Source organism: Pseudomonas asplenii (genome assembly GCF_001293465.1).
GTDB lineage: Bacteria > Pseudomonadota > Gammaproteobacteria > Pseudomonadales > Pseudomonadaceae > Aquipseudomonas > Aquipseudomonas fuscovaginae_B.
Genome location: NZ_JSYZ01000018.1, coordinates 72,736 through 92,711, shown reverse-complemented (window position 1 = coordinate 92,711; position 19,976 = coordinate 72,736). Strand labels below are relative to the sequence as shown.

Sequence of the window (19,976 nt, the reverse complement as noted above, 5' to 3'; positions counted from 1 at the left end):
AAGCTTGGCTTATATGCCCTCTGCCTGCCGCCCATGCTGGAGGCGAGGGCGGTCGGCCTGTTACCATTCGCCCTTTGTTTTATCTCTATTTCGAGACCATCCATGACCACTGTCCGCACTCGCATCGCGCCATCGCCCACTGGCGATCCCCACGTTGGTACCGCCTACATCGCCCTGTTCAACTACTGCTTTGCCAAGCAGCATGGTGGCGAGTTCATCCTGCGGATCGAAGATACCGATCAGTTGCGCTCGACCCGCGAGTCCGAACAGCAGATTTTCGATGCGTTGAACTGGCTGGGCATTACTTGGGCCGAAGGCCCGGACGTCGGTGGCCCGCACGGTCCGTACCGGCAGAGCGAGCGTAGCGAGATCTACAGGAAGTACACCCAGCAACTGGTCGACATGGGCCATGCCTTCCCGTGCTTCTGCACCGCCGAAGAGCTGGACCAGATGCGTGCCGAGCAGATTGCCCGCGGCGAAACCCCACGCTACGACGGTCGTGCGCTGCTGCTGTCGAAAGAGGAGGTGGCCCGTCGCCTGGCCGCCGGCGAACCCCATGTGATCCGCATGAAGGTGCCGACCGAAGGCGTCTGCGTGGTGCCGGACATGCTGCGTGGCGATGTCGAGATCCCGTGGGATCGCATGGACATGCAGGTGCTGATGAAGACCGACGGTTTGCCCACCTACTTCCTGGCCAACGTGGTCGACGACCACCTGATGGGCATCACCCACGTGCTGCGCGGTGAAGAGTGGCTGCCATCGGCACCCAAGCTGATCCTGCTCTACGAGTACTTCGGCTGGGAACAACCGAAGCTGTGCTACATGCCGCTGCTGCGCAACCCGGACAAGAGCAAGCTGTCCAAGCGCAAGAACCCGACCTCGGTGACCTTCTACGAGCGCATGGGCTTCATGCCCGAGGCAATGCTCAACTACCTGGGCCGCATGGGCTGGTCGATGCCGGACGAGCGCGAGAAGTTCTCGCTGCAGGAAATGGTCGACCACTTCGACCTGTCCCGCGTCTCCCTCGGCGGGCCGATCTTCGATATCGAGAAGCTGTCCTGGCTCAACGGCCAGTGGCTGCGCGACCTGCCGGTGGAAGAGTTCGCCCGCCGCGTGCAGAACTGGGCGTTCAACCCCGAGTACCTGATGAAGATCGCGCCGCTGGTGCAGAGCCGCGTCGAGACCTTCAGCCAGGTCGCGCCCCTGGCGAATTTCTTCTTCGCCGGCAGCCTGCCGCTGGATGCCAAGCTGTTCGAGCACAAGAAACTCTCGCCGGAGGATGTGCGCAAGCTGATGCAACTGATCCTGTGGAAACTGGAAAGCCTGCGCCAGTGGGAGAAGGACAGCATCACCGCGACCATCCAGGCGGTGGTCGATGCCCTGGAGCTGAAGCTGCGTGATGCCATGCCGCTGATCTTCGCCTCGATCACCGGGCAGGCGAGTTCGGTGTCGGTGCTCGACGCGATGGAAATCCTCGGCCCGGACCTGACGCGCTTCCGTCTGCGCCAGGCCCTGGAACTGCTGGGTGGCGTGTCGAAGAAGGAAAACAAGGAATGGGAAAAGCTGCTGGGCACTATTGCCTGAATCGGCGCCTGAGCCGGTAGTGGCCACGTCATAGCCGTCTTTGCCGGTTGTGGACGTGGCCGACAACCCCCGGTTTTCCGGGGGATTGCGGTAAGTGATTGTTATCGCGGAAAAAATTTTTGAAAAATGTTCAAAAAAAGTTTGACAGGGGAGTGGGTCGCACTTAATATGCGCCCCGTCCACAAGACAACACGGAAACACAGCGACAACGCTGAGATGATGTGAAGTCTGACACTGTGGGGCTATAGCTCAGCTGGGAGAGCGCTTGCATGGCATGCAAGAGGTCAGCGGTTCGATCCCGCTTAGCTCCACCAAATTAGAAGCTTCAGGTTACGCTACACTGATCTGGAGTTTGTGCCGCGAATCGGAACCAGCGCCGATAGGGTACACAAGGGTTACGTCCCCTTCGTCTAGTGGCCTAGGACACCGCCCTTTCACGGCGGTAACAGGGGTTCGAGTCCCCTAGGGGACGCCAGTTTCACACAAGTGACATTGCAGCTTGATGTCGCTGCGCCGAGAGGCGAAAAATCCGGGGCTATAGCTCAGCTGGGAGAGCGCTTGCATGGCATGCAAGAGGTCAGCGGTTCGATCCCGCTTAGCTCCACCAATTTACGGTTCAGTACCTGGCCACACCGGTACTGTACTGATGTTGCAGGATGCTGCAGGTGCATCGAGTCACCGGGCAGCAAAAGTCGCCAACAAGCCGACTCCTGCAATGAAAGAAGGGTTTGCGTCCCCTTCGTCTAGTGGCCTAGGACACCGCCCTTTCACGGCGGTAACAGGGGTTCGAGTCCCCTAGGGGACGCCACGATTAGCCGCTCTGCGGGATTTTTAAGGGTCATTCATCTTTGAATGACCCTTTTGTTTTTTCCGAAATTTTTATTTTCCGCACTGAATTCCTTTTCGCATTTTTCAGTCAGACCAGCGGTCATGCGAAGACCTTGCGAAAAAATATTATGAGAATAATATTTCCGATGTAATATCTGGAGATGGCAATGAACGACAAAAAGGCCCAGACCCGTGAGCGCATCCTGCAGGCTGCCAGTGCCGCGTTGATCCAGCGTGGCCCGGCCGAGCCGAGTGTCAGTGAGGTGATGGCCGCCGCCGGTCTGACCGTGGGTGGCTTCTACGCGCATTTCGAGAGCAAGGACGCCTTGATGCTCGAGGCATTCAAGCAATTGCTGGCGCAGCGTCGGGCGAAAATGGATGAAGTCGACGACGCGCTGAGCGGCGAAGAACGGCGGGCCCTGTTTGCCGCGTTCTACCTGTCGCGCAAGCATCGCGATGCGGTCGACCATGCCTGCCCGCTGCCGGCGGTGGTGGGAGAGATCGGCAGCCTGCCGGAGTGCTTTCGCGAGGCGCTCAACGAACATGTGGAATTGATGGTCGCGCAACTGGCGGCCAGTCCCGAGGACACCGACAAGGCCCTGGCCGATATCGCCCTGATGATCGGTGGCCTGGCCGTGGCCCGGGCGCTGGGCCCGGGAGAGTTGTCCGACAGATTGCTGCGTGCCGCCAAGTCGGCGGTGCGCTGAAGGTTTCGACCTGGCCTGAGGTAATACCCGATGAACACTTTGCGCTGGATACGTGGCATCAATGGCACCTTGGGACGAGTGGCACCGCGGGTGGCCGCGAGCCGGATGCGTCAGGTTTTCATGACGCCCCGCGAGCGTTCGCCGCGGGATTGGGAGTTGCCGTTGCTGGCGACGGCCGAAAGGATCACCCTGCGTTTCGGTCTTTCCGCGCTGCGCTGGGGGCAAGGCCCCACCGTGCTGCTTATGCATGGCTGGGAAGGGCGACCCACGCAGTTCGCGAGCCTGATCGAGGCGCTGGTGGCTGCCGGTTACACCGCCGTGGCCCTCGACGGCCCGGCTCATGGCCAGTCGCCCGGGCACGAAGCGAATGTGGTGGCGTTTGCCCGCGCGCTGCTCGAGGCCGCCGCCGAGCTGCCGCCGCTCAAGGCGGTGATCGGCCATTCCATGGGCGGTGCCAGCGCGATGCTCGCCACCCAGCTCGGGCTGCGTACCGAGGCGCTGGTCAGCATTGCCGCTCCGGCACGGGTGCTGGGCGTATTGCGGGGCTTCGCCCAGCATGTCGGCTTGCCGCCACGGGCGCGTTCGGCGTTTATCCGGGAAGTCGAACGGGATGTCGGGATGCGTGCCGAGCACCTGGATATCGGGCATTACCAGATGGACATGCCCGGCCTGATCGTGCATGCCGAAGACGATCAACTGGTGGCGGTGGATGAATCGCGACGTATTCACGAAGCCTGGTTCGACAGCCGCCTGTTGCGCCTGGAAAGCGGCGGCCATCAGCGGGTGCTGGCCGATCCGCGGCTGATCGATGGCGTGCTCGCGCTGCTGGCCGGGCGTAGCATGGCGCAGCGCCAGTCGGCCTGATCCGTTACACTGGCCCGGTCTTTGAATCGACCGGGAGCGGTACATGAGCTGGGATCTGGCGACACCCTTCATCCTCGACCTGCAGGTGGCCGCCGAGGACATCGACGGCCTCGGGCACGCCAACAACGCGGTGTACGTCACCTGGCTGGAGCGCTGTGCCTGGCGGCATTCCCAGCGCCTGGGGCTGGACCTGAGCGAGTACCGCCGACTGGACCGGGCGATGGCCGTGGTGCGTCATGAAATCGACTACCTGGCTGCCGCCTACGAAGGTGATGAACTGCAATTGGCGACCTGGATCGTCGATTGGGACCAGCGCCTGAAAATGACCCGACGCTTCCAGCTGGTACGCCCCAGCGACAACCTGACCCTATTGCGTGCGCAGACCACCTTCGTCTGCATCGAGCTGTCCAGCGGCAAGCCCAGGCGCATGCCTGAGGAGTTTCTCCAGGGATACGGGCCGGCGCTGCAGTCGGCCTGAGGGTGTACCGGTTTGCTGCGGAACCCCGTAAACTGCCGCGCCTTTCGATATCCGCCTTTTTCAATGAGAGTCACCCATGCAAATTGCCCTGGCGCCCATGGAGGGGTTGGTCGATAACATCCTGCGCGATGTCCTGACTCGCGTCGGCGGCATCGACTGGTGCGTCACGGAGTTCATCCGTATCAACGATTCGCTGCTGACGCCGGCCTACTACCACAAGTTCGCCCCCGAACTGCTCACCGACGCCCGCACCGCCGCCGGCGTGCCGCTGCGCGTGCAACTGCTCGGTTCCGATCCGGTGTGCCTGGCCGAAAACGCGGCGCTGGCCTGCGAGCTGGGCTCGCAGGTGATCGACCTGAACTTCGGTTGCCCGGCCAAGACCGTGAACAAGTCCCGGGGCGGGGCGGTGCTGCTCAAGGAGCCGGAACTGCTCAACAGCATCGTCGAGCATGTGCGCCGGGCGGTACCGGCGCACATTCCGGTGACGGCGAAGATGCGCCTGGGTTTCGACAGCCCGGATGGCGCGCTGGTCTGTGGTACGGCCCTGGCCGAAGGCGGTGCCGCGCAGATCGTCGTGCATGCGCGCACCAAGGTCGATGGCTACAAGCCGCCGGCCCATTGGGAGTGGGTGGCGCGGGTGCAGGACGTGGTCAAGGTGCCGGTGTTCGCCAACGGTGACATCTGGTCGCTGGAAGACTGGCGGCGCTGTCGCGAGGTCAGTGGCGCCAAGGATTTCATGCTCGGTCGCGGTCTGGTGTCGCGCCCGGACCTGGCCCGGCAGATCGCGGCCGAGAGCGCCGGTGAAGAAGTGGTCGAGATGAGCTGGGGCGAATTGTTGCCGCTGCTCCAGGACTTCTGGCTGCAGGCCCGGGCGCAGCTCACGCCGCGCCAGGCGCCGGGTCGCCTGAAGCAGTGGCTGGCGATGTTGACGCGCAACTACCCGGAGGCGGTTGAGCTGTTCAGCCATGTGCGCCGCGAGACCGACTGCGACACGGTCAGCCGTCTGCTGCAGGTGCCGCTGTCCGAAGCGGCCTGACGCGGGCGCCAGAAAAATTTTTCGACAATCTCTTGAAATGCGTTTGGGCGTTCCTATCTAAGGGGTACGCGATGCCGAATTCGGGTCGCGAATCAAACCACTCGCTGAATTTCAGGAGATTGACATGACTACCGCATTTTCCCTGGCTCCACTGTTCCGTTCCTCCGTTGGCTTCGACCGTTTCAACGATCTGTTCGAAACCGCGCTGCGCAACGAGCCGGGCAGCAGCTACCCTCCTTACAACGTTGAAAAACACGGCGAAGACCAGTACCGCATCGTCGTCGCGGCCGCCGGTTTCCAGGAAGAAGACCTGGAGTTGCAAGTCGAGAAGGGCGTATTGACCGTCAGTGGCGGCAAGCGCGAAGCCAAGGCTGAACACGTCAGCTACCTGCACCAGGGCATAGCCCAGCGTGCCTTCAAGTTGTCCTTCCGCCTGGCCGACCATATCGAGGTCAAGGCTGCCGGCCTGAGCAACGGTCTGTTGAACATCGACCTGCTGCGGGTCGTACCGGAAGAGGCGAAAGCCAAGCGCATCCCGATCGGTGGGACGCAGCAACCGGCCCTGCAGCACTAAGCTCGAGTCTGCAGGACAGAGCCCCGCTTCGGCGGGGCTTTTTGTTGGCGGCCCGGCCGTCTCCCGCAAGGGGGCTGCGGGGTTCACAAAAGTCTTTTGAAGTCTTCCAGCGGCAACGGCCGGCTGTGCAGGTAACCCTGGTACAGATGGCAGCCCAGGCCTTCGAGGAACATCAACTGTTCCGGCAGTTCCACCCCTTCGGCAATCACCATCAGCCCCAGGCTGCGGGCCATGGCGACGATCGCGCGGATGATCTCCGCATCGTTGGGGTCGTGGGTGGCGTCACGCACGAACGACTGGTCGATCTTCAGCGCATCCACCGGCAGGCGCTTGAGGTAGGTCAGCGACGAATAGCCGGTGCCGAAGTCATCCATGGCGAAACTGACGCCGAGCTTGTTCAGGCGGCGCATCTTGTTGATGGTGTCCTCCATGTTCTGGATCACGATGCCTTCGGTGATTTCCAGCTTGAGCATCGAGGACGGCACGTTGTGCAGCAGCAGGCAGCGCTCCACCCGTTCGACGAAATCGGCCTGGCGGAACTGCCGCGGGCTGATGTTCACGCACAGGCTGAAGGAGTGGGCGATCAACCCTTCGCGCAACAGCACGCCAAAGGCCTCGCAGGCGTGGTCGAGAATCCAGGTGCCGACTTCGAGGATCAGCCCGCTGTCCTCCAGGACCTTGATGAATTCGGTGGGCGATTGTGCGCCGAGTTCCGGGTGGTGCCAGCGCACCAGCGCCTCGGCACCGACGATGCTGTTGTCGCGGGCGTCCACCTGGGGTTGGAAGTGCACGCTGAACTCGCCCCGGGAAAGCGCCTGGCGCAAGTCGTTCTCCATGCGCAGGCGTTCGCTGGCGGCCTTCTGCATGGTGCTGTGGAACATCTGGGTGATGTTGCGGCCGGAGTCCTTGGCCCGGTACAGCGCGATATCCGCGCGCTTGAGCAGGTCGGCGGGGGTCGAGCCATGGTCCGGGATCAGTGCCACGCCGATGCTCGGGGTCACCTGCAGGCGCTGGCCGTCGAGGAACATCGGTTCGGCCAGCAGCTCGCGGATGGTGTCCGCCAGGTCGCGAACCTTTTGCGTCACTTCACTGCGTGAGCCTTCCAGGCCGCTGAGCAGCACCACGAATTCGTCACCGCCGAGCCGCGCCACGGTGTCTTCGATGCGCACGCTGGCCTCCAGGCGGGCGGTGACCACCTTGAGCACGGTATCGCCCACCGGGTGGCCGAGTGAATCGTTGATGTGCTTGAAGTGGTCGAGGTCGAGAAACAGCAGGGCGCCGCGCAGGTTGTGGCGCTTGAGCAGGGCGATCTGCTGACTCAGGCGGTCGGTCAGCATGGCCCGGTTGGGCAGGTTGGTCAGCGGGTCGTGGTAGGCCAGGTGACGGATCTGTGCCTGGGCGTTCTTCAGCAGGCTGATGTCCCGGGCGGTCAGCAGCAGGCAGGCGGTTTCGTTGAGGGTGATCGGCTCGACCGAGATCTCCACCGTCAGCACGTCGCCGCGCTTGTTGCGCCCGAGCATGTCGCGATGGGGAACGTGGCCGCGTTCCTTGAGCTCCTCCAGGAGTGAGGTGCGCTCCTTGTGGTCGGCCCAGATGCCGAGTTCATACACGGTGCGGCCGATGACCTCGGCGTTGGAATAGCCGGTCAGCCGGCAGAAGCCATCGTTGACCTCCAGATAGCGGCCGCTCTGGCGTTCGATGATGGTGATGGCGTCGGGGCTGGAGTGGAAGGCCTTGGCGAATTTCTCCTCGCTGGCCTTGAGTGCGGCTTCGGCCCGTTGCTGCTGGGTGATGTCGCGCAGGGTGGTGACGATGCAGGGACGCTGCTCGACCTCGATCTGCCGGCTGCTGATCACGCAGGTCAGGGCCTGGCCGCTCTTGTGGTGCACGACCACCGCGACATTGTTCAGCGCCTGGTCGCGGATCACCTGCTGGATGCGTTGCAGACGCTTGGCCGAGTCTTCCCAGAGGCCGATCTGGTCGGCGCTGCGGTGGCGGATCTCGTCCAGGCTCCAGCCGAAGGTCTGGGTGAAGGCCGGGTTGATCTCGATGAACTGGCCGGTGTCCTGCAGGGTCACGCAGATCGGGTCGGGGCTGGCCTGGAACAGGCTGGCGAACTTTTCTTCCGAAGCCTGCAGGCGCTGCTCGCGCTCTACCTGCTCGGTGATGTCGAGCAGGGTTCCGGCCATGCGCAGCGGTTTGCCTTCGCTGTCGCGGTAGAGCCTGGCGCGGCTTTCCAGATAGCGCGAGGTGCCATTTTCCAGTTGCACCCGGTAGGTGACCTGGTAGCTGCCTGCCGGGCCTTCGCGCAGGCTGCGATAGGCATCGCGCATGTTTTCGCGCTCTTCGGGAGGGACGCCGTCAAAAAAGGCATCGAAGGACTCATGGAAGGGGTGTGGTTCCAGGCCGTGCAATTGCGCCGCGCGTGCCGAGCCATAGAGCATGCCGCTGGGGATGTGCCAGTCCCAGGTACCCAGTTGGGCCGAGTCCAGGGCCAGGTCGAGGCGCTCCTGGCTGTCCTTGAGGGCCTGGGCGGCGTTGTTGCGCTCGGTGGTATCGAGAAAGGTGCTGAGCAGGTAGGCCTGGCCCTCCAGTTCGACCCGCTGGGCGCTCAGAATGCCGTCGTGGATCTGGCCGTTGCTGGCGCGGAACTGCACCTCCTGGCTGACCGGGTCGGTTCTGCCGCGCAAGGACCTGACCAGCCTTGCCCGTTCTTCCGGGTGCACCCACAGACCCAGTTCCAGGGTGGTCATGCCGATCACCTGCAGCGCCGGCCAGCCGAACAGGCTTTCGAAATACTGGTTGGCCTCGCTGATCAGGCCGTCTTCCTCACGGGTCAGCAGCACCATGTTGGGGCTCAGGTGAAACAGGGTGGCAAAGCGTTTTTCCGAGCTGCTGAGGGCCTGCTCGCGCTGGCGCTGCTGGGTGACCTCGCGGATCACCCCGATCATCCGCTGCTTGCCGTTCTTGTCCGGCAGCAGGCTGCCGCTGATTTCCAGCCAGTGCAGGCTGCCGTCCGGCCAGCGGATGCGGTGGTGCATGGCCTGTTCCACCGGCTCGCCGGCGAGTACCGCATGAAAGGCGCGCAGCGTGCGGGCGCGGTCCTCGGGCGGCAGCAGGTCGAGATAGTCGATATCCTTGGGCAGCGGCTGGTGCGGGTCGAAGCCGAACAGCGCCTGGGTGCCGCGGGACCAACTGACCTGGCCGTTCTCGATGTCCCAGGACCAGGCTCCCAGGCGCGCACCGTTGAGGGCGGCCAGCAGCTGCGGGGCGCTTTCCCAGCTCTTTTCCGACTCGTGAGGGTCGAGGGCATGGATGCGCGGCAAGGGCGGAATACGGCTAGCGTTCTTGGGCATCAACGGCAGTCCTTGGGTGAAAGGCACGTTATTGCTGCAAGAGGCCTGGGCTGAGACAGAGCCGGCTTATGCCGTAAGAGTCGGCAAATCCGTCTGCGCATCCAATAAAGCCATAAAGGCCCGTGCGGCATTCGACAGCGTCCGTTCGGTATGCAGGATATAGCCTAGCTGGCGACTGAGCTGTATGCCCGGTAAAGGTATGCGCGCGACCTGATCGTCGAGCATGGTGCGTGGCAGCACGCTCCAGGCCAGGCCGATGGACACCATCATCTTGATGGTTTCCAGGTAGTTGGTGCTCATGGCGATGTTCGGCGTCAGGCCCTGGGCCTCGAACAGGCGCTGGACGATGTGGTGGGTGAAGGTGTTGCCGCCGGGGAAGACCGCCGGTCGGTGGGCGATGTCCCGCAGGCTGACCTGGTCGTTGCTGGCCAACGGGTGCTCGGGGGCGACGACGAAATCCAGTGGGTCGTCCCACACCGGCACGGCACGGACCAGGTGATGGGGCTCCGGCGCCAGGGTGATGACCGCCAGTTCGGCGCGGCCGTGGAGAATTTCCTCGTAGGCGACTTCCGAATCGAGGAACTGAATGTCCAGCGCCACCTTGGGGTACTGCCGGGTGTAGGCCCGCAGCAGCGGAGGCAGGCGGTGCAGGCCGATGTGATGGCTGGTGGCCAGCGTCAGGCGGCCGCTGACTTCGCCGGTGAGGTTGGTCAGGGCCCGGCGGGTGTCGTCGAGCACGTTGAGGATCTGGTAGGCGCGCGGCAGCAGGGCGCGACCGGCCTCGGTCAGGCCGACCTCACGGCCCAGCCGGTCGAACAGGCGCACGTTGAGTTGCTGCTCCAGGCCGGCGATCCGTTTGCTGATGGCTGGCTGGGTCAGGTGCAGGCGTTCGCCGGCCCCGGAGAAGCTGCCGGTTTCGGCGATGGCGATAAAGGCGTTGAGGTTGGCCAGGTCCATGATCGGTATTCCAGATGGCTATCCGAAGCATAAAAATTATGAATTTGAGTTATTCACTCTAACCTCATAGCATCGACCTCACAAGCCAAAGGGTTATTGAGAACAGTCATCAATAAGCCCGGGGCATAGAAACAAGCTGATGAGGAAACGTCTGATGGCCGGCAAAACGCTTTACGACAAGCTTTGGGAATCCCATGAAGTGAAACGGCGCGATGATGGGTCGTCGCTGATCTACATCGACCGTCACATCATCCACGAAGTGACCTCGCCCCAAGCGTTCGAAGGCCTCAAGCTGGCCGGGCGCAAGCCATGGCGGGTCGATTCGATCGTCGCCACGCCGGACCACAACGTGCCGACCACCCCCGAGCGCAAGGGCGGCATCGAGGCGATCGCCGACCAGGTGTCGCGTATCCAGGTACAGACCCTCGACGACTACTGCGACGAGTTCGGCATCACCGAATTCAAGATGAACGACGTGCGCCAGGGCATCGTCCACGTGATCGGCCCGGAGCAGGGCGCGACCCTGCCGGGCATGACCGTGGTCTGCGGTGACTCGCATACCTCGACCCACGGCGCCTTCGGGGCCCTGGCCCACGGTATCGGCACCTCCGAGGTCGAGCACGTATTCGCCACCCAGTGCCTGGTCGCGAAGAAGATGAAGAACATGCTGGTCCGCGTCGAGGGGCAGTTGCCGCTCGGCGTGACCGCCAAGGACATCGTGCTGGCCGTCATCGGCAAGATCGGCACCGCTGGCGGTAACGGCCATGCCATCGAGTTTGCCGGCAGCGCCATCCGCGACCTGTCCATCGAAGGCCGCATGACCATCTGCAACATGTCCATCGAGGCCGGTGCCCGCGTGGGCCTGGTGGCGGCCGACGAAAAGACCGTCGCCTACGTCAAGGACCGTCCGTTCGCTCCGAAAGGCGCGGAGTGGGAGCGTGCCGTCGAGGCCTGGAAGGACCTGGTGTCCGATGCCGATGCGGTGTTCGACACCGTGGTCGAGCTCGATGCCGCCCAGATCAAGCCGCAGGTCAGCTGGGGCACCTCGCCGGAAATGGTGCTCGCCGTCGACCAGAACGTACCGGACCCGGCCCAGGAGCCGGACCTGGTCAAGCGCGGTTCCATCGAGCGCGCGCTCAAGTACATGGGCCTGACCGCCAACCAGGCGATCACCGACATCCAGCTGGACCGGGTATTCATCGGTTCCTGCACCAACTCGCGGATCGAGGACCTGCGGGCGGCGGCGGCGATCGCCAAGGGCCGCAAGGTGGCCTCGACCATCAAGCAGGCGCTGGTGGTGCCGGGCTCCGGCCTGGTCAAGGCCCAGGCCGAAGCGGAAGGCCTGGACAAGATTTTCCTCGAAGCCGGTTTCGAGTGGCGTGAACCGGGCTGCTCGATGTGCCTGGCGATGAACCCGGACCGCCTGGAAAGCGGCGAGCACTGCGCCTCGACGTCCAACCGCAACTTCGAAGGGCGCCAGGGTGCCGGTGGGCGTACCCACCTGGTCAGCCCGGCCATGGCCGCGGCGGCTGCCATCAATGGCCGTTTCATCGACGTTCGCGAATTGATCTGAGGAAAAACACATGAAAGCCTTTACCCAGCACACCGGTCTCGTCGCGCCGTTGGACCGTGCCAACGTCGATACCGATCAGATCATTCCCAAGCAGTTCCTCAAGTCGATCAAGCGTACCGGCTTCGGTCCCAACCTGTTCGACGAGTGGCGCTACCTGGACGTCGGTTATGCCTACCAGGACAACTCCAAGCGTCCGCTGAACAAGGACTTCGTGCTCAACGCCGAGCGCTACCAGGGTGCCAGTGTGCTGCTGGCCCGGGAGAACTTCGGTTGCGGCTCCAGCCGCGAGCACGCGCCGTGGGCCCTGGACGAGTACGGTTTCCGCAGCATCATCGCGCCGAGCTATGCCGACATCTTCTTCAACAACAGCTTCAAGAACGGCCTGTTGCCGATCATTCTCAGCGACAGCGAAGTCGACGAGCTGTTCCAGCAGGTCGAGGCCACCCCGGGTTACCAACTGACCGTCGATCTCGCGGCCCAGACCGTGACCCGTCCGGATGGCAAGGTCTATCACTTCGAAGTCGATGCGTTCCGCAAGCATTGCCTGCTCAACGGCCTGGATGACATCGGCCTGACCCTGCAGGACGGCGACGCGATCGCGGCGTTCGAGGCCAGGCATCGTGCCAGCCAGCCTTGGCTGTTTCGCGACGCCTGATCCGATGTAGGCGGGGCGGGCCTCTTCGCGGGCAAGCCCGGCGCCTACAGAGTTGTGCCGAATATACGCACCCAACCTGTAGGCGCCGGGCTTGCCCGCGAAGAGGCCCTCAAACCCCTGCAACGCCCTGGCAACCCGACAGAAGGACCACCCCATGACCAGCAATGCCCACAGCCAAGTGGTACAAAAGCAGTTCGGTGAACAGGCGGCTGCCTACCTGAGCAGCGCCGTACACGCCCAGGGCGCCGAGTTCGCGCTGCTCCAGGCCGAACTGGCCGGGCGCGCCGACGCGCGGGTGCTGGATCTGGGCTGCGGCGCCGGCCATGTGAGCTTCCACGTTGCGCCGCTGGTGGCCAAGGTGGCGGCCTATGACCTGTCGCAGCAGATGCTCGACGTGGTCGCCGCGGCCGCCACGGAGCGTGGCCTGGACAACATCGTGACGGTGCGCGGCGCGGCCGAGAGCCTGCCGTTCGCCGATGGCGAATTCGATTTCGTCTTCAGCCGCTACTCGGCGCATCACTGGAGCGATCTCGGCCTGGCCCTGCGGGAAGTGCGGCGGGTTTTGAAACCCGGTGGCGTCGCAGCCTTTATCGACGTCATGTCGCCTGGCAGCCCGTTGTTCGACACCTACCTGCAGGCCGTCGAGGTGCTGCGCGACACCAGCCACGTGCGCGATTATTCGGCCGCCGAGTGGGCGCGCCAGGTCAGCGAGGCGGGTCTGCACGTGCGCAGCACCAGCCGCCAGCGCTTGCGTCTGGAGTACACCTCCTGGGTCGAGCGCATGCGCACCCCGGCGGCGTTGCGGGTGGCGATTCGCGAGCTGCAGCAGGCGATGGGCGCCGAAGTGCGGGAATATTTTGAGATTGAGGCCGATGGTTCGTTCAGTACAGATGTACTGGTGCTGTGGGCCGAGCGATAGACTTTTTTCCAGGTCGCCCGGTATCACCGGTGCGCCGACAGATGACATGAGGAAAGCATGAGCAAGCAGATTCTGATTCTCCCAGGCGACGGTATTGGTCCGGAAATCATGGCCGAAGCGGTCAAGGTGCTGGAACTGGCCAACGAGAAGTACGACCTGGGCTTCGAACTGAGTCACGACGTGATCGGTGGCGCGGCCATCGACAAGCACGGCGTGCCCCTGGCCGACGAGACCCTGGAACGTGCCCGCGCTGCCGATGCGGTGCTGCTGGGCGCCGTTGGCGGGCCGAAGTGGGACAAGATCGAGCGGGACATCCGCCCGGAGCGCGGCCTGCTGAAGATCCGTGCGCAACTGGGCCTGTTCGGCAACCTGCGTCCGGCGATCCTCTACCCGCAACTGGCCGATGCCTCGAGCCTCAAGCGCGAAATCGTCGCCGGCCTGGATATCCTGATCGTGCGCGAACTGACCGGCGGCATCTACTTCGGCGCACCGCGTGGTACCCGCGAGCTGGAGAATGGCGAGCGCCAGTCCTACGACACCCTGCCGTACAGCGAAAGCGAAATCCGCCGTATCGCCCGGGTCGGTTTCGACATGGCCCGCGTGCGTGGCAAGAAGCTCTGCTCGGTGGACAAGGCCAACGTCCTGGCATCCAGCCAGCTGTGGCGTGAAGTGGTCGAGGAGGTCGCCAAGGACTACCCGGACGTCGAACTGAGCCACATGTACGTCGACAACGCGGCGATGCAACTGGTGCGTGCGCCGAAGCAGTTCGACGTGATCGTCACCGACAACATGTTCGGCGACATCCTCTCCGACGAGGCGTCGATGCTCACCGGTTCGATCGGCATGCTGCCGTCGGCGTCCCTGGATGCCAACAACAAGGGCATGTACGAGCCTTGCCACGGTTCGGCTCCGGACATCGCCGGGCAGGGCATTGCCAACCCGCTGGCAACCATCCTGTCGGTATCGATGATGCTGCGCTACAGCTTCAACCTGCACGAAGCGGCCGCCGCCATCGAGCAGGCGGTAAGCCTGGTGCTGGACCGCGGCTTGCGCACCGGCGATATCTGGTCCGAGGGTTGTACCCGGGTCGGAACGCAGGAAATGGGTAACGCAGTAGCCGAGGCGCTGCGGAATCTGTAATCTCTCGGGCCCACCGCCTCTTTCATCCCCGGAAGCGGTGACCCACTTTTGTAAAAGGTGTAGTTGCGATGAAACGTGTAGGTCTGATCGGTTGGCGCGGTATGGTCGGTTCCGTGCTCATGCAGCGGATGCTGGAAGAGCGGGACTTCGATCTTATTGAGCCGGTGTTCTTCACCACTTCCAATGTCGGTGGCCAGGGCCCTGCCGTGGGCAAGGATATTGCTCCGCTGAAGGACGCCTACAGCATTGAAGAGCTGAAAACCCTCGACGTGATTCTGACCTGCCAGGGTGGCGACTACACCAGCGAGGTCTTCCCCAAGCTGCGCGAAGCCGGCTGGCAGGGCTACTGGATCGATGCCGCGTCCAGCCTGCGGATGCAGGATGACGCGGTGATCGTCCTCGACCCGGTCAACCGCAAGGTCATCGACCAGCAACTGGATACCGGTACCCGCAACTTCATCGGCGGCAACTGCACCGTCAGCCTGATGCTGATGGGCCTGGGCGGCCTGTTCGAGGCTGGCCTGGTGGAGTGGATGAGCGCCATGACCTATCAGGCCGCTTCCGGTGCCGGTGCACAGAACATGCGTGAGCTGATCCGCCAGATGGGCGCGACCCACGCGGCGGTCGCCGATGACCTGGCCAACCCGGCCAGCGCCATCCTCGACATCGACCGCAAGGTCGCCGAGACCATGCGCAGCGATGCCTATCCGACCGAGAACTTCGGTGTGCCGCTGGCCGGCAGCCTGATTCCGTGGATCGACAAGGAACTGCCGAACGGCCAGAGCCGCGAAGAGTGGAAGGCCCAGGCCGAGACCAACAAGATCCTCGGTCGCTTCAAGAACCCGATCCCGGTGGACGGCATCTGCGTGCGCATCGGCGCCATGCGTTGCCACAGTCAGGCGCTGACCATCAAGCTGAACAAGGATGTGCCGATGGCCGACATCGAAGGCCTGATCAGCCAGCACAACCCCTGGGTCAAGCTGGTGCCGAACCAGCGCGAGATCAGCATGCAGGAGCTGAGCCCGACCAAGGTCACCGGTACCCTGAACATCCCGGTGGGCCGTCTGCGCAAGCTGAACATGGGCTCGCAGTTCCTCGGCGCGTTCACCGTCGGCGACCAGCTGCTGTGGGGCGCTGCCGAACCGCTGCGCCGCATGCTGCGGATCCTGCTGGAGCGTTGATTCGCTGAAGGCGTGAAGACAGCCCGCGACTCGCAAGAGCCGCGGGCTTTTTATTTCCTGTGGTGCGCTCACGGTCGCGTGGTCCCTGTGGGAGCGGGCGTGCCCGCGAAGCTTCCGGTATTTCAGGGGCGTATTCGCGGGCACGCCCACTCCTACAGAGGTACCGGCAAATTGCCTGACCGCGCGGTCACGGGTAAAGTGCGCACCCCCCCGTTTTGCCTGAGGAGAATCCCATGAGCCAGTCCCTTGATGTTGCCGTGATCGGTGCCACCGGCACGGTCGGCGAAACCCTGGTGCAGATCCTCGAAGAGCGGGATTTTCCGGTGGCCAACCTGCATCTGCTGGCCAGCAGCGAGTCGGCCGGGCAATCGGTGCCATTCCGGGGCAAGAACGTGCGTGTTCGCGAAGTCGATGAGTTCGACTTCGCCAAGGCCCGACTGGTGTTTTTTGCCGCGGGGCCGGCGGTCACCCTCAGTTTTGCGCCACGGGCGACGGCGGCTGGCTGCACGGTGATCGACCTGTCGGGCGCCTTGCCGGCGCCGCAGGTGGTGCCGGAAGCCAATGCCGAGGTGCTGTCGGGCCTGGGCAGGCCGCTGCAGGTCGGCAGCCCGAGCGCTTCGGCCGCCGCGCTGGCCGTGGCCCTGGCACCGCTCAAGGGTTTGCTGGAGATTCGCCAGGTGAGCCTGACCGCCTGCCTGGCAATGTCCACCCAGGGGCGTGAAGCGGTCAGCGAGCTGGCCCGGCAGACCACCGAACTGCTGAACATGCGCCCGCTGGAACCCCGGGTTTTCGACCGTCAGGTGGCCTTCAACCTGCTGGCCCAGGTCGGCAAGCCGGATGCCCGGGGCCATGTTCCCCTGGAAAAACGCCTGGTCAACGAGTTGCGCGAACTGCTGCAAGCACCTTTACTAAAAATTTCAGTCACTTGCGTTCAAGCCCCGGTGTTTTTTGGCGATAGCTATAGTGTGTCCCTGCAGGCCGCTGCCGACGTCGATCTGCAAGCGGTGAACGCGGCGCTCGAGGCCGCCGAGGGTATCGAGCTGGTCGATGGCGACGATTATCCGACCGCGGTCGGTGACGCCGTGGGCCAGGATGTGGTCTATGTCGGACGGGTTCGTCATGGCGTGGATGATCCGGCACAGCTCAACCTGTGGCTGACCACGGACAACGTGCGCAAGGGCGCCGCGCTGAACGCCGTGCAACTGGCCGAGCTGTTGATAAAAGACCCGCTGTAAAAGATACTTGGCGACAATTTGCAGAATGATTCTGGCCTGACGCTATGCTCAGGTTGGTTGCTGAAGGTGAGCTGCCCCACGGGCACTTGCAGGGGCATCGGCGACAACAGGGTGATGCGCTCGTATTTCCACGGCCGCACACCATGCCGCAAGGCAGCTACACCACCTTCTCGCTGGCCGAGGAACGCACAAACAAAGGAAGAGGCTGATGGTTCAAGTTCGCAAACTGGTGTTAGCAATAGCGGCCGCTTCGGCGCTGTCTTCCGGTATGGCGCATGCCCTCGGGCTTGGGGAGATGACCCTCAAGTCGACCCTGAACCAGCCGCTGCTGGTGGAAATCGAATTGCAGGATGTCGGTGGTCTCAGCGCTTCCGATATCGTGCCCAGCCTGGCTTCTCCCCAGGCGTTCAGCGATGCCGGCGTCAACCGCCAGGATTTCCTGAATGACCTGACCTTCACGCCCGTCGTCAATCCCAACGGTCGCAGCGTGGTTCGAGTGACCTCCAGCAAGCCGCTGTCCGAGGCCTACGTACGCTTCCTGGTCCAGGTGCAGTGGCCCCAGGGCCGGCTGATGCGCGACTACAGCGTGTTGCTCGATCCATCCAGATACGCACCGGCAGGCGAGGCCGCCAAGCCGGCTGTCGCGCCGAACGCGCCGGTCACCGCACCGACCCGGGCCAAGCAGTACACCACCGGGGCCAAGGATACCCTCTGGGAAATCGCTGCCAGGGAGCGTAATGGCGCTTCCGTGCAGCAGACCATGCTGGCGATCCAGGCGTTGAATCCGGGGGCCTTCGTCGATGGCAACATCAACCGCCTCAAGACCGGCCAGGTGCTGCGTCTGCCGGATACCGTACAAAGCACTGCGCTGCCGCAGTCCAAGGCGATCGCCGAGGTGGCCGCGCAGAACGCCGCCTGGCGCCAGGGACGTCGTGCCGGCCATGCCGCTGGCAAGCAGCAGCTCGACGCCACCCGGCACAAGGGCGGGGAGGGCGCGCCTGTCGCGGGCGAGCGCAAGGACAAGCTGAGCCTGGTTTCCGCCGAGAACGGCAAGAAGGGCGGCAAGGGGGCGGCCGGCGATAGCAAGGCCCTGAGCGACAAGCTGGCGGTGACCCAGGAGAGCCTCGACGCGACCCGTCGCGACAACGCCGAACTGAAAAGCCGCATGGAAGACCTGCAGAGCCAGCTGGACAAGCTGCAGCGCCTCATCGATCTGAAGAACGACCAGTTGGCCAAGCTGCAGGCCGAAGGGGCGGCCGCCGCTGCCGCTCCGGCACCTGCGCCGACCCAGCCGGCGGTGTCGGCCGAACTGGTGGCCAAGCCTGAGCCCGCTCCGGTCGTCGCCACCCCTGCACCGGCTCCCGCCGAGGCGGCCAAGCCGGTCGAGCCAGCGGTCCAGCCGGCACCGAGCGAAGAGCGCAAGCTCGACGACCTGCTGTCCAGCCCGATCCTGATGGGGCTGATTGCCGGTTCCGTGGTGCTGGTGGCGCTGCTGCTCCTGCTGTTGCTGGTCCGTCGTCGAAAGGCCCAGCAGGAAGCCGAGAAGCATCAGCGCATGGCCAAGGCGTTGTCGGAAGAGACCGACTTCGCGGCCGACCTGGACATGCCGGAAAGCAGCTTCGAGGGCCTGGAGGTACCCGCGCCCAATGTAAAGTTGGCGCCGGCCCCGGCGCCGGCTCCCGTCGCTGAACGTCCGACCGATGTCCTGGGTCAGGCTGAGCTGCACATCGAACGCGGTCATCTGAACCAGGCCGCCGATCTGCTGGAGGAGGCGGTCAAGTTCGAGCCGCAGCGCAGCGATCTGCGCCTGAAACTGATGGAAGTCTACGGTCGCCAGGGTGACCGCGATGCCTTTGTGCGCCAGGAGCGGCAACTGCCGGCCAATGGCGATAACCAGGCTCGGGTCGAACAGCTCAAGAGCCGCTTCCCTGCCATGGTGGCCGTGGCCGCCGCTGCTGCGGCAGGCCTGGGCGCAGCCGCTGCCGCCGCCGAACTGGACGAGCAGTTCGTCCAGGAGCTGCTGCAGGATGACGAGCCGGCCCCGGTCGCTGCACCGGAGCCTGTGGTTGCCGCGGCACCCGAGCCGGTTGTGGATGAATTCGACAACGACTTCGACCTCAGCCTGGATGACCTGGAAGCCGTCTCTCCGTCGGTGGCGCCAGTCGCCGCTCCGACTGTCGAGGAAAGCCTGGATGACCTGCAGCTCGACGACGATCTGAGCTTCGAGTCGGTACTGGCGCAGCAGACCGAAGCCAAGGATGATCTGAGCGGTCTGGACGATCTCTCCGACTTCGACCTGGATCTGGGCGGTGACGAACCGGTGGCTGCGGCCCAGGCCGATGACGACTTCCTGCTCGGGCTGGCCGATGATCCCAAGGCACCGGAGGGTGAGGTGCCGACCCTCGACGCGCTGGATGATCTGGGGCTGCCGGCGGACTTCGATCTTTCGCTGGCCGATGACCTGGCGACTGACGACCTGGCGGCGGATGATCTGCTGGCTGACGAGTTGTTGGCCGACACCGGGCCGAACGCCTTCACCGACGAGCTCGACGATGTCAACGCCGAGCTGGATCGCCTGTCCCAGAGCCTGGAGCAGCCGCCGCTGGCGACGCCGAGCTTTACCGAGCAGGACGCCGCCCTGGGGGATGATGAGCCGGAGTTCGATTTCCTGGCCGGAACCGACGAGGCGGCGACCAAGCTCGATCTGGCCCAGGCCTACATCGACATGGATGACAAGGATGGCGCCCGCGATATTCTGGCCGAGGTCATCAGCGAAGGCAGCGATGCGCAGAAGAGCGAAGCCAGGGAGATGCTCAAGCGCCTGGCTTGAGTCGAACCGATAGCGGTAAAAACAGCGGCAGCCCACGGGCTGCCGTTGTCGTTATGGGC

Annotated in this window: 15 protein-coding genes and 4 tRNA genes; 17 read left to right on the top strand and 2 right to left on the bottom strand. The window is 64.0% G+C overall.

What is annotated here, in order from left to right; genetic code table 11:
* Positions 1-102 precede the first annotated feature (102 nt).
* From gltX to PF66_RS22000, 10 genes are all read left to right on the top strand, one after another.
* Entirely contained in the window at positions 103-1,584 is a 1,482-nt protein-coding gene (gene gltX, locus PF66_RS22045; RefSeq protein WP_054057981.1) for a glutamate--tRNA ligase, read from the top strand.
* 238 nt (positions 1,585-1,822) lie between these two features.
* A tRNA-Ala gene (locus tag PF66_RS22040) sits at positions 1,823-1,898 on the top strand.
* Between the two features lie 85 nt (positions 1,899-1,983).
* A tRNA-Glu gene (locus PF66_RS22035) sits at positions 1,984-2,059 on the top strand.
* Between the two features lie 56 nt (positions 2,060-2,115).
* Positions 2,116-2,191 (top strand) — tRNA-Ala (locus PF66_RS22030).
* Positions 2,192-2,316: 125 nt separating this feature from the next.
* Positions 2,317-2,392: transfer RNA gene (locus PF66_RS22025), tRNA-Glu, on the top strand.
* 187 nt (positions 2,393-2,579) lie between these two features.
* A complete protein-coding gene (locus tag PF66_RS22020; RefSeq protein ID WP_054057980.1) occupies positions 2,580-3,119 on the top strand; it encodes a TetR/AcrR family transcriptional regulator in 540 nt (179 codons plus the stop codon).
* A 30-nt stretch (positions 3,120-3,149) separates the two neighbouring features.
* Positions 3,150-3,983: an alpha/beta fold hydrolase gene (locus PF66_RS22015; protein WP_054063832.1), complete on the top strand. Its 834-nt coding sequence runs from the start codon at positions 3,150-3,152 to the stop codon at positions 3,981-3,983.
* A 43-nt stretch (positions 3,984-4,026) separates the two neighbouring features.
* Positions 4,027-4,461, top strand: a complete 435-nt coding sequence (locus PF66_RS22010) for an acyl-CoA thioesterase (protein ID WP_054063831.1) — start codon at positions 4,027-4,029, stop codon at positions 4,459-4,461.
* Positions 4,462-4,537: 76 nt separating this feature from the next.
* Complete coding sequence (locus PF66_RS22005) at positions 4,538-5,497, top strand: tRNA dihydrouridine synthase (protein ID WP_054059675.1); 960 nt, start codon at positions 4,538-4,540, stop codon at positions 5,495-5,497.
* A 124-nt stretch (positions 5,498-5,621) separates the two neighbouring features.
* On the top strand, positions 5,622-6,071 hold the full coding sequence (locus tag PF66_RS22000) for an Hsp20 family protein (RefSeq protein WP_054059674.1): 450 nt from the start codon (positions 5,622-5,624) through the stop codon (positions 6,069-6,071).
* A gap of 83 nt (positions 6,072-6,154) precedes the next feature.
* On the opposite strand, the gene PF66_RS21995 is transcribed toward PF66_RS22000, so the two are convergent.
* Entirely contained in the window at positions 6,155-9,427 is a 3,273-nt protein-coding gene (locus tag PF66_RS21995; RefSeq protein WP_054063830.1) for a sensor domain-containing protein, read from the bottom strand.
* 66 nt (positions 9,428-9,493) lie between these two features.
* Positions 9,494-10,384 (bottom strand): LysR family transcriptional regulator, encoded by an 891-nt coding sequence (locus PF66_RS21990; RefSeq protein ID WP_054063829.1) that lies wholly within the window; start codon positions 10,382-10,384, stop codon positions 9,494-9,496.
* A 154-nt stretch (positions 10,385-10,538) separates the two neighbouring features.
* Here PF66_RS21990 and leuC point away from each other — a divergent pair, with 154 nt between their 5' ends.
* The 7 genes from leuC to PF66_RS21955 all read left to right on the top strand — a co-directional run bounded on the left by leuC (position 10,539) and on the right by PF66_RS21955 (position 19,917).
* Positions 10,539-11,957, top strand: coding sequence for a 3-isopropylmalate dehydratase large subunit (leuC, locus tag PF66_RS21985; RefSeq protein ID WP_054063828.1), 1,419 nt, complete (start codon positions 10,539-10,541; stop codon positions 11,955-11,957).
* Between the two features lie 10 nt (positions 11,958-11,967).
* Positions 11,968-12,612, top strand: coding sequence for a 3-isopropylmalate dehydratase small subunit (leuD, locus tag PF66_RS21980; protein ID WP_017906554.1), 645 nt, complete (start codon positions 11,968-11,970; stop codon positions 12,610-12,612).
* Between the two features lie 154 nt (positions 12,613-12,766).
* On the top strand, positions 12,767-13,531 hold the full coding sequence (locus PF66_RS21975) for a class I SAM-dependent methyltransferase (RefSeq protein ID WP_054063827.1): 765 nt from the start codon (positions 12,767-12,769) through the stop codon (positions 13,529-13,531).
* A gap of 57 nt (positions 13,532-13,588) precedes the next feature.
* On the top strand, positions 13,589-14,671 hold the full coding sequence (gene leuB / locus PF66_RS21970) for a 3-isopropylmalate dehydrogenase (RefSeq protein WP_054063826.1): 1,083 nt from the start codon (positions 13,589-13,591) through the stop codon (positions 14,669-14,671).
* Positions 14,672-14,739: 68 nt separating this feature from the next.
* The gene (asd, locus tag PF66_RS21965) at positions 14,740-15,852 is read left to right on the top strand and encodes an aspartate-semialdehyde dehydrogenase (protein ID WP_054059667.1); all 1,113 of its coding nucleotides are present in this window, start codon (positions 14,740-14,742) and stop codon (positions 15,850-15,852) included.
* A gap of 233 nt (positions 15,853-16,085) precedes the next feature.
* Positions 16,086-17,087, top strand: a complete 1,002-nt coding sequence (locus PF66_RS21960; protein ID WP_054063825.1) for an aspartate-semialdehyde dehydrogenase — start codon at positions 16,086-16,088, stop codon at positions 17,085-17,087.
* Between the two features lie 208 nt (positions 17,088-17,295).
* Entirely contained in the window at positions 17,296-19,917 is a 2,622-nt protein-coding gene (locus tag PF66_RS21955; RefSeq protein ID WP_054063824.1) for a FimV/HubP family polar landmark protein, read from the top strand.
* Positions 19,918-19,976: the final 59 nt, after the last annotated feature.

Excerpts from the sequence above, each read along its gene's own strand:
- gltX (WP_054057981.1), top strand. The coding sequence starts at position 103 with ATGACCACTGTCCGCACTCGCATCGCGCCATCGCCCACTGGCGATCCC.
- PF66_RS22020 (WP_054057980.1), top strand. The coding sequence starts at position 2,580 with ATGAACGACAAAAAGGCCCAGACCCGTGAGCGCATCCTGCAGGCTGCC.
- PF66_RS22015 (WP_054063832.1), top strand. The coding sequence starts at position 3,150 with ATGAACACTTTGCGCTGGATACGTGGCATCAATGGCACCTTGGGACGA.
- PF66_RS22010 (WP_054063831.1), top strand. The coding sequence starts at position 4,027 with ATGAGCTGGGATCTGGCGACACCCTTCATCCTCGACCTGCAGGTGGCC.
- PF66_RS22005 (WP_054059675.1), top strand. The coding sequence starts at position 4,538 with ATGCAAATTGCCCTGGCGCCCATGGAGGGGTTGGTCGATAACATCCTG.
- PF66_RS22000 (WP_054059674.1), top strand. The coding sequence starts at position 5,622 with ATGACTACCGCATTTTCCCTGGCTCCACTGTTCCGTTCCTCCGTTGGC.
- PF66_RS21995 (WP_054063830.1), bottom strand. The coding sequence starts at position 9,427 with ATGCCCAAGAACGCTAGCCGTATTCCGCCCTTGCCGCGCATCCATGCC.
- PF66_RS21990 (WP_054063829.1), bottom strand. The coding sequence starts at position 10,384 with ATGGACCTGGCCAACCTCAACGCCTTTATCGCCATCGCCGAAACCGGC.
- leuC (WP_054063828.1), top strand. The coding sequence starts at position 10,539 with ATGGCCGGCAAAACGCTTTACGACAAGCTTTGGGAATCCCATGAAGTG.
- leuD (WP_017906554.1), top strand. The coding sequence starts at position 11,968 with ATGAAAGCCTTTACCCAGCACACCGGTCTCGTCGCGCCGTTGGACCGT.
- PF66_RS21975 (WP_054063827.1), top strand. The coding sequence starts at position 12,767 with ATGACCAGCAATGCCCACAGCCAAGTGGTACAAAAGCAGTTCGGTGAA.
- leuB (WP_054063826.1), top strand. The coding sequence starts at position 13,589 with ATGAGCAAGCAGATTCTGATTCTCCCAGGCGACGGTATTGGTCCGGAA.
- asd (WP_054059667.1), top strand. The coding sequence starts at position 14,740 with ATGAAACGTGTAGGTCTGATCGGTTGGCGCGGTATGGTCGGTTCCGTG.
- PF66_RS21960 (WP_054063825.1), top strand. The coding sequence starts at position 16,086 with ATGAGCCAGTCCCTTGATGTTGCCGTGATCGGTGCCACCGGCACGGTC.
- PF66_RS21955 (WP_054063824.1), top strand. The coding sequence starts at position 17,296 with ATGGTTCAAGTTCGCAAACTGGTGTTAGCAATAGCGGCCGCTTCGGCG.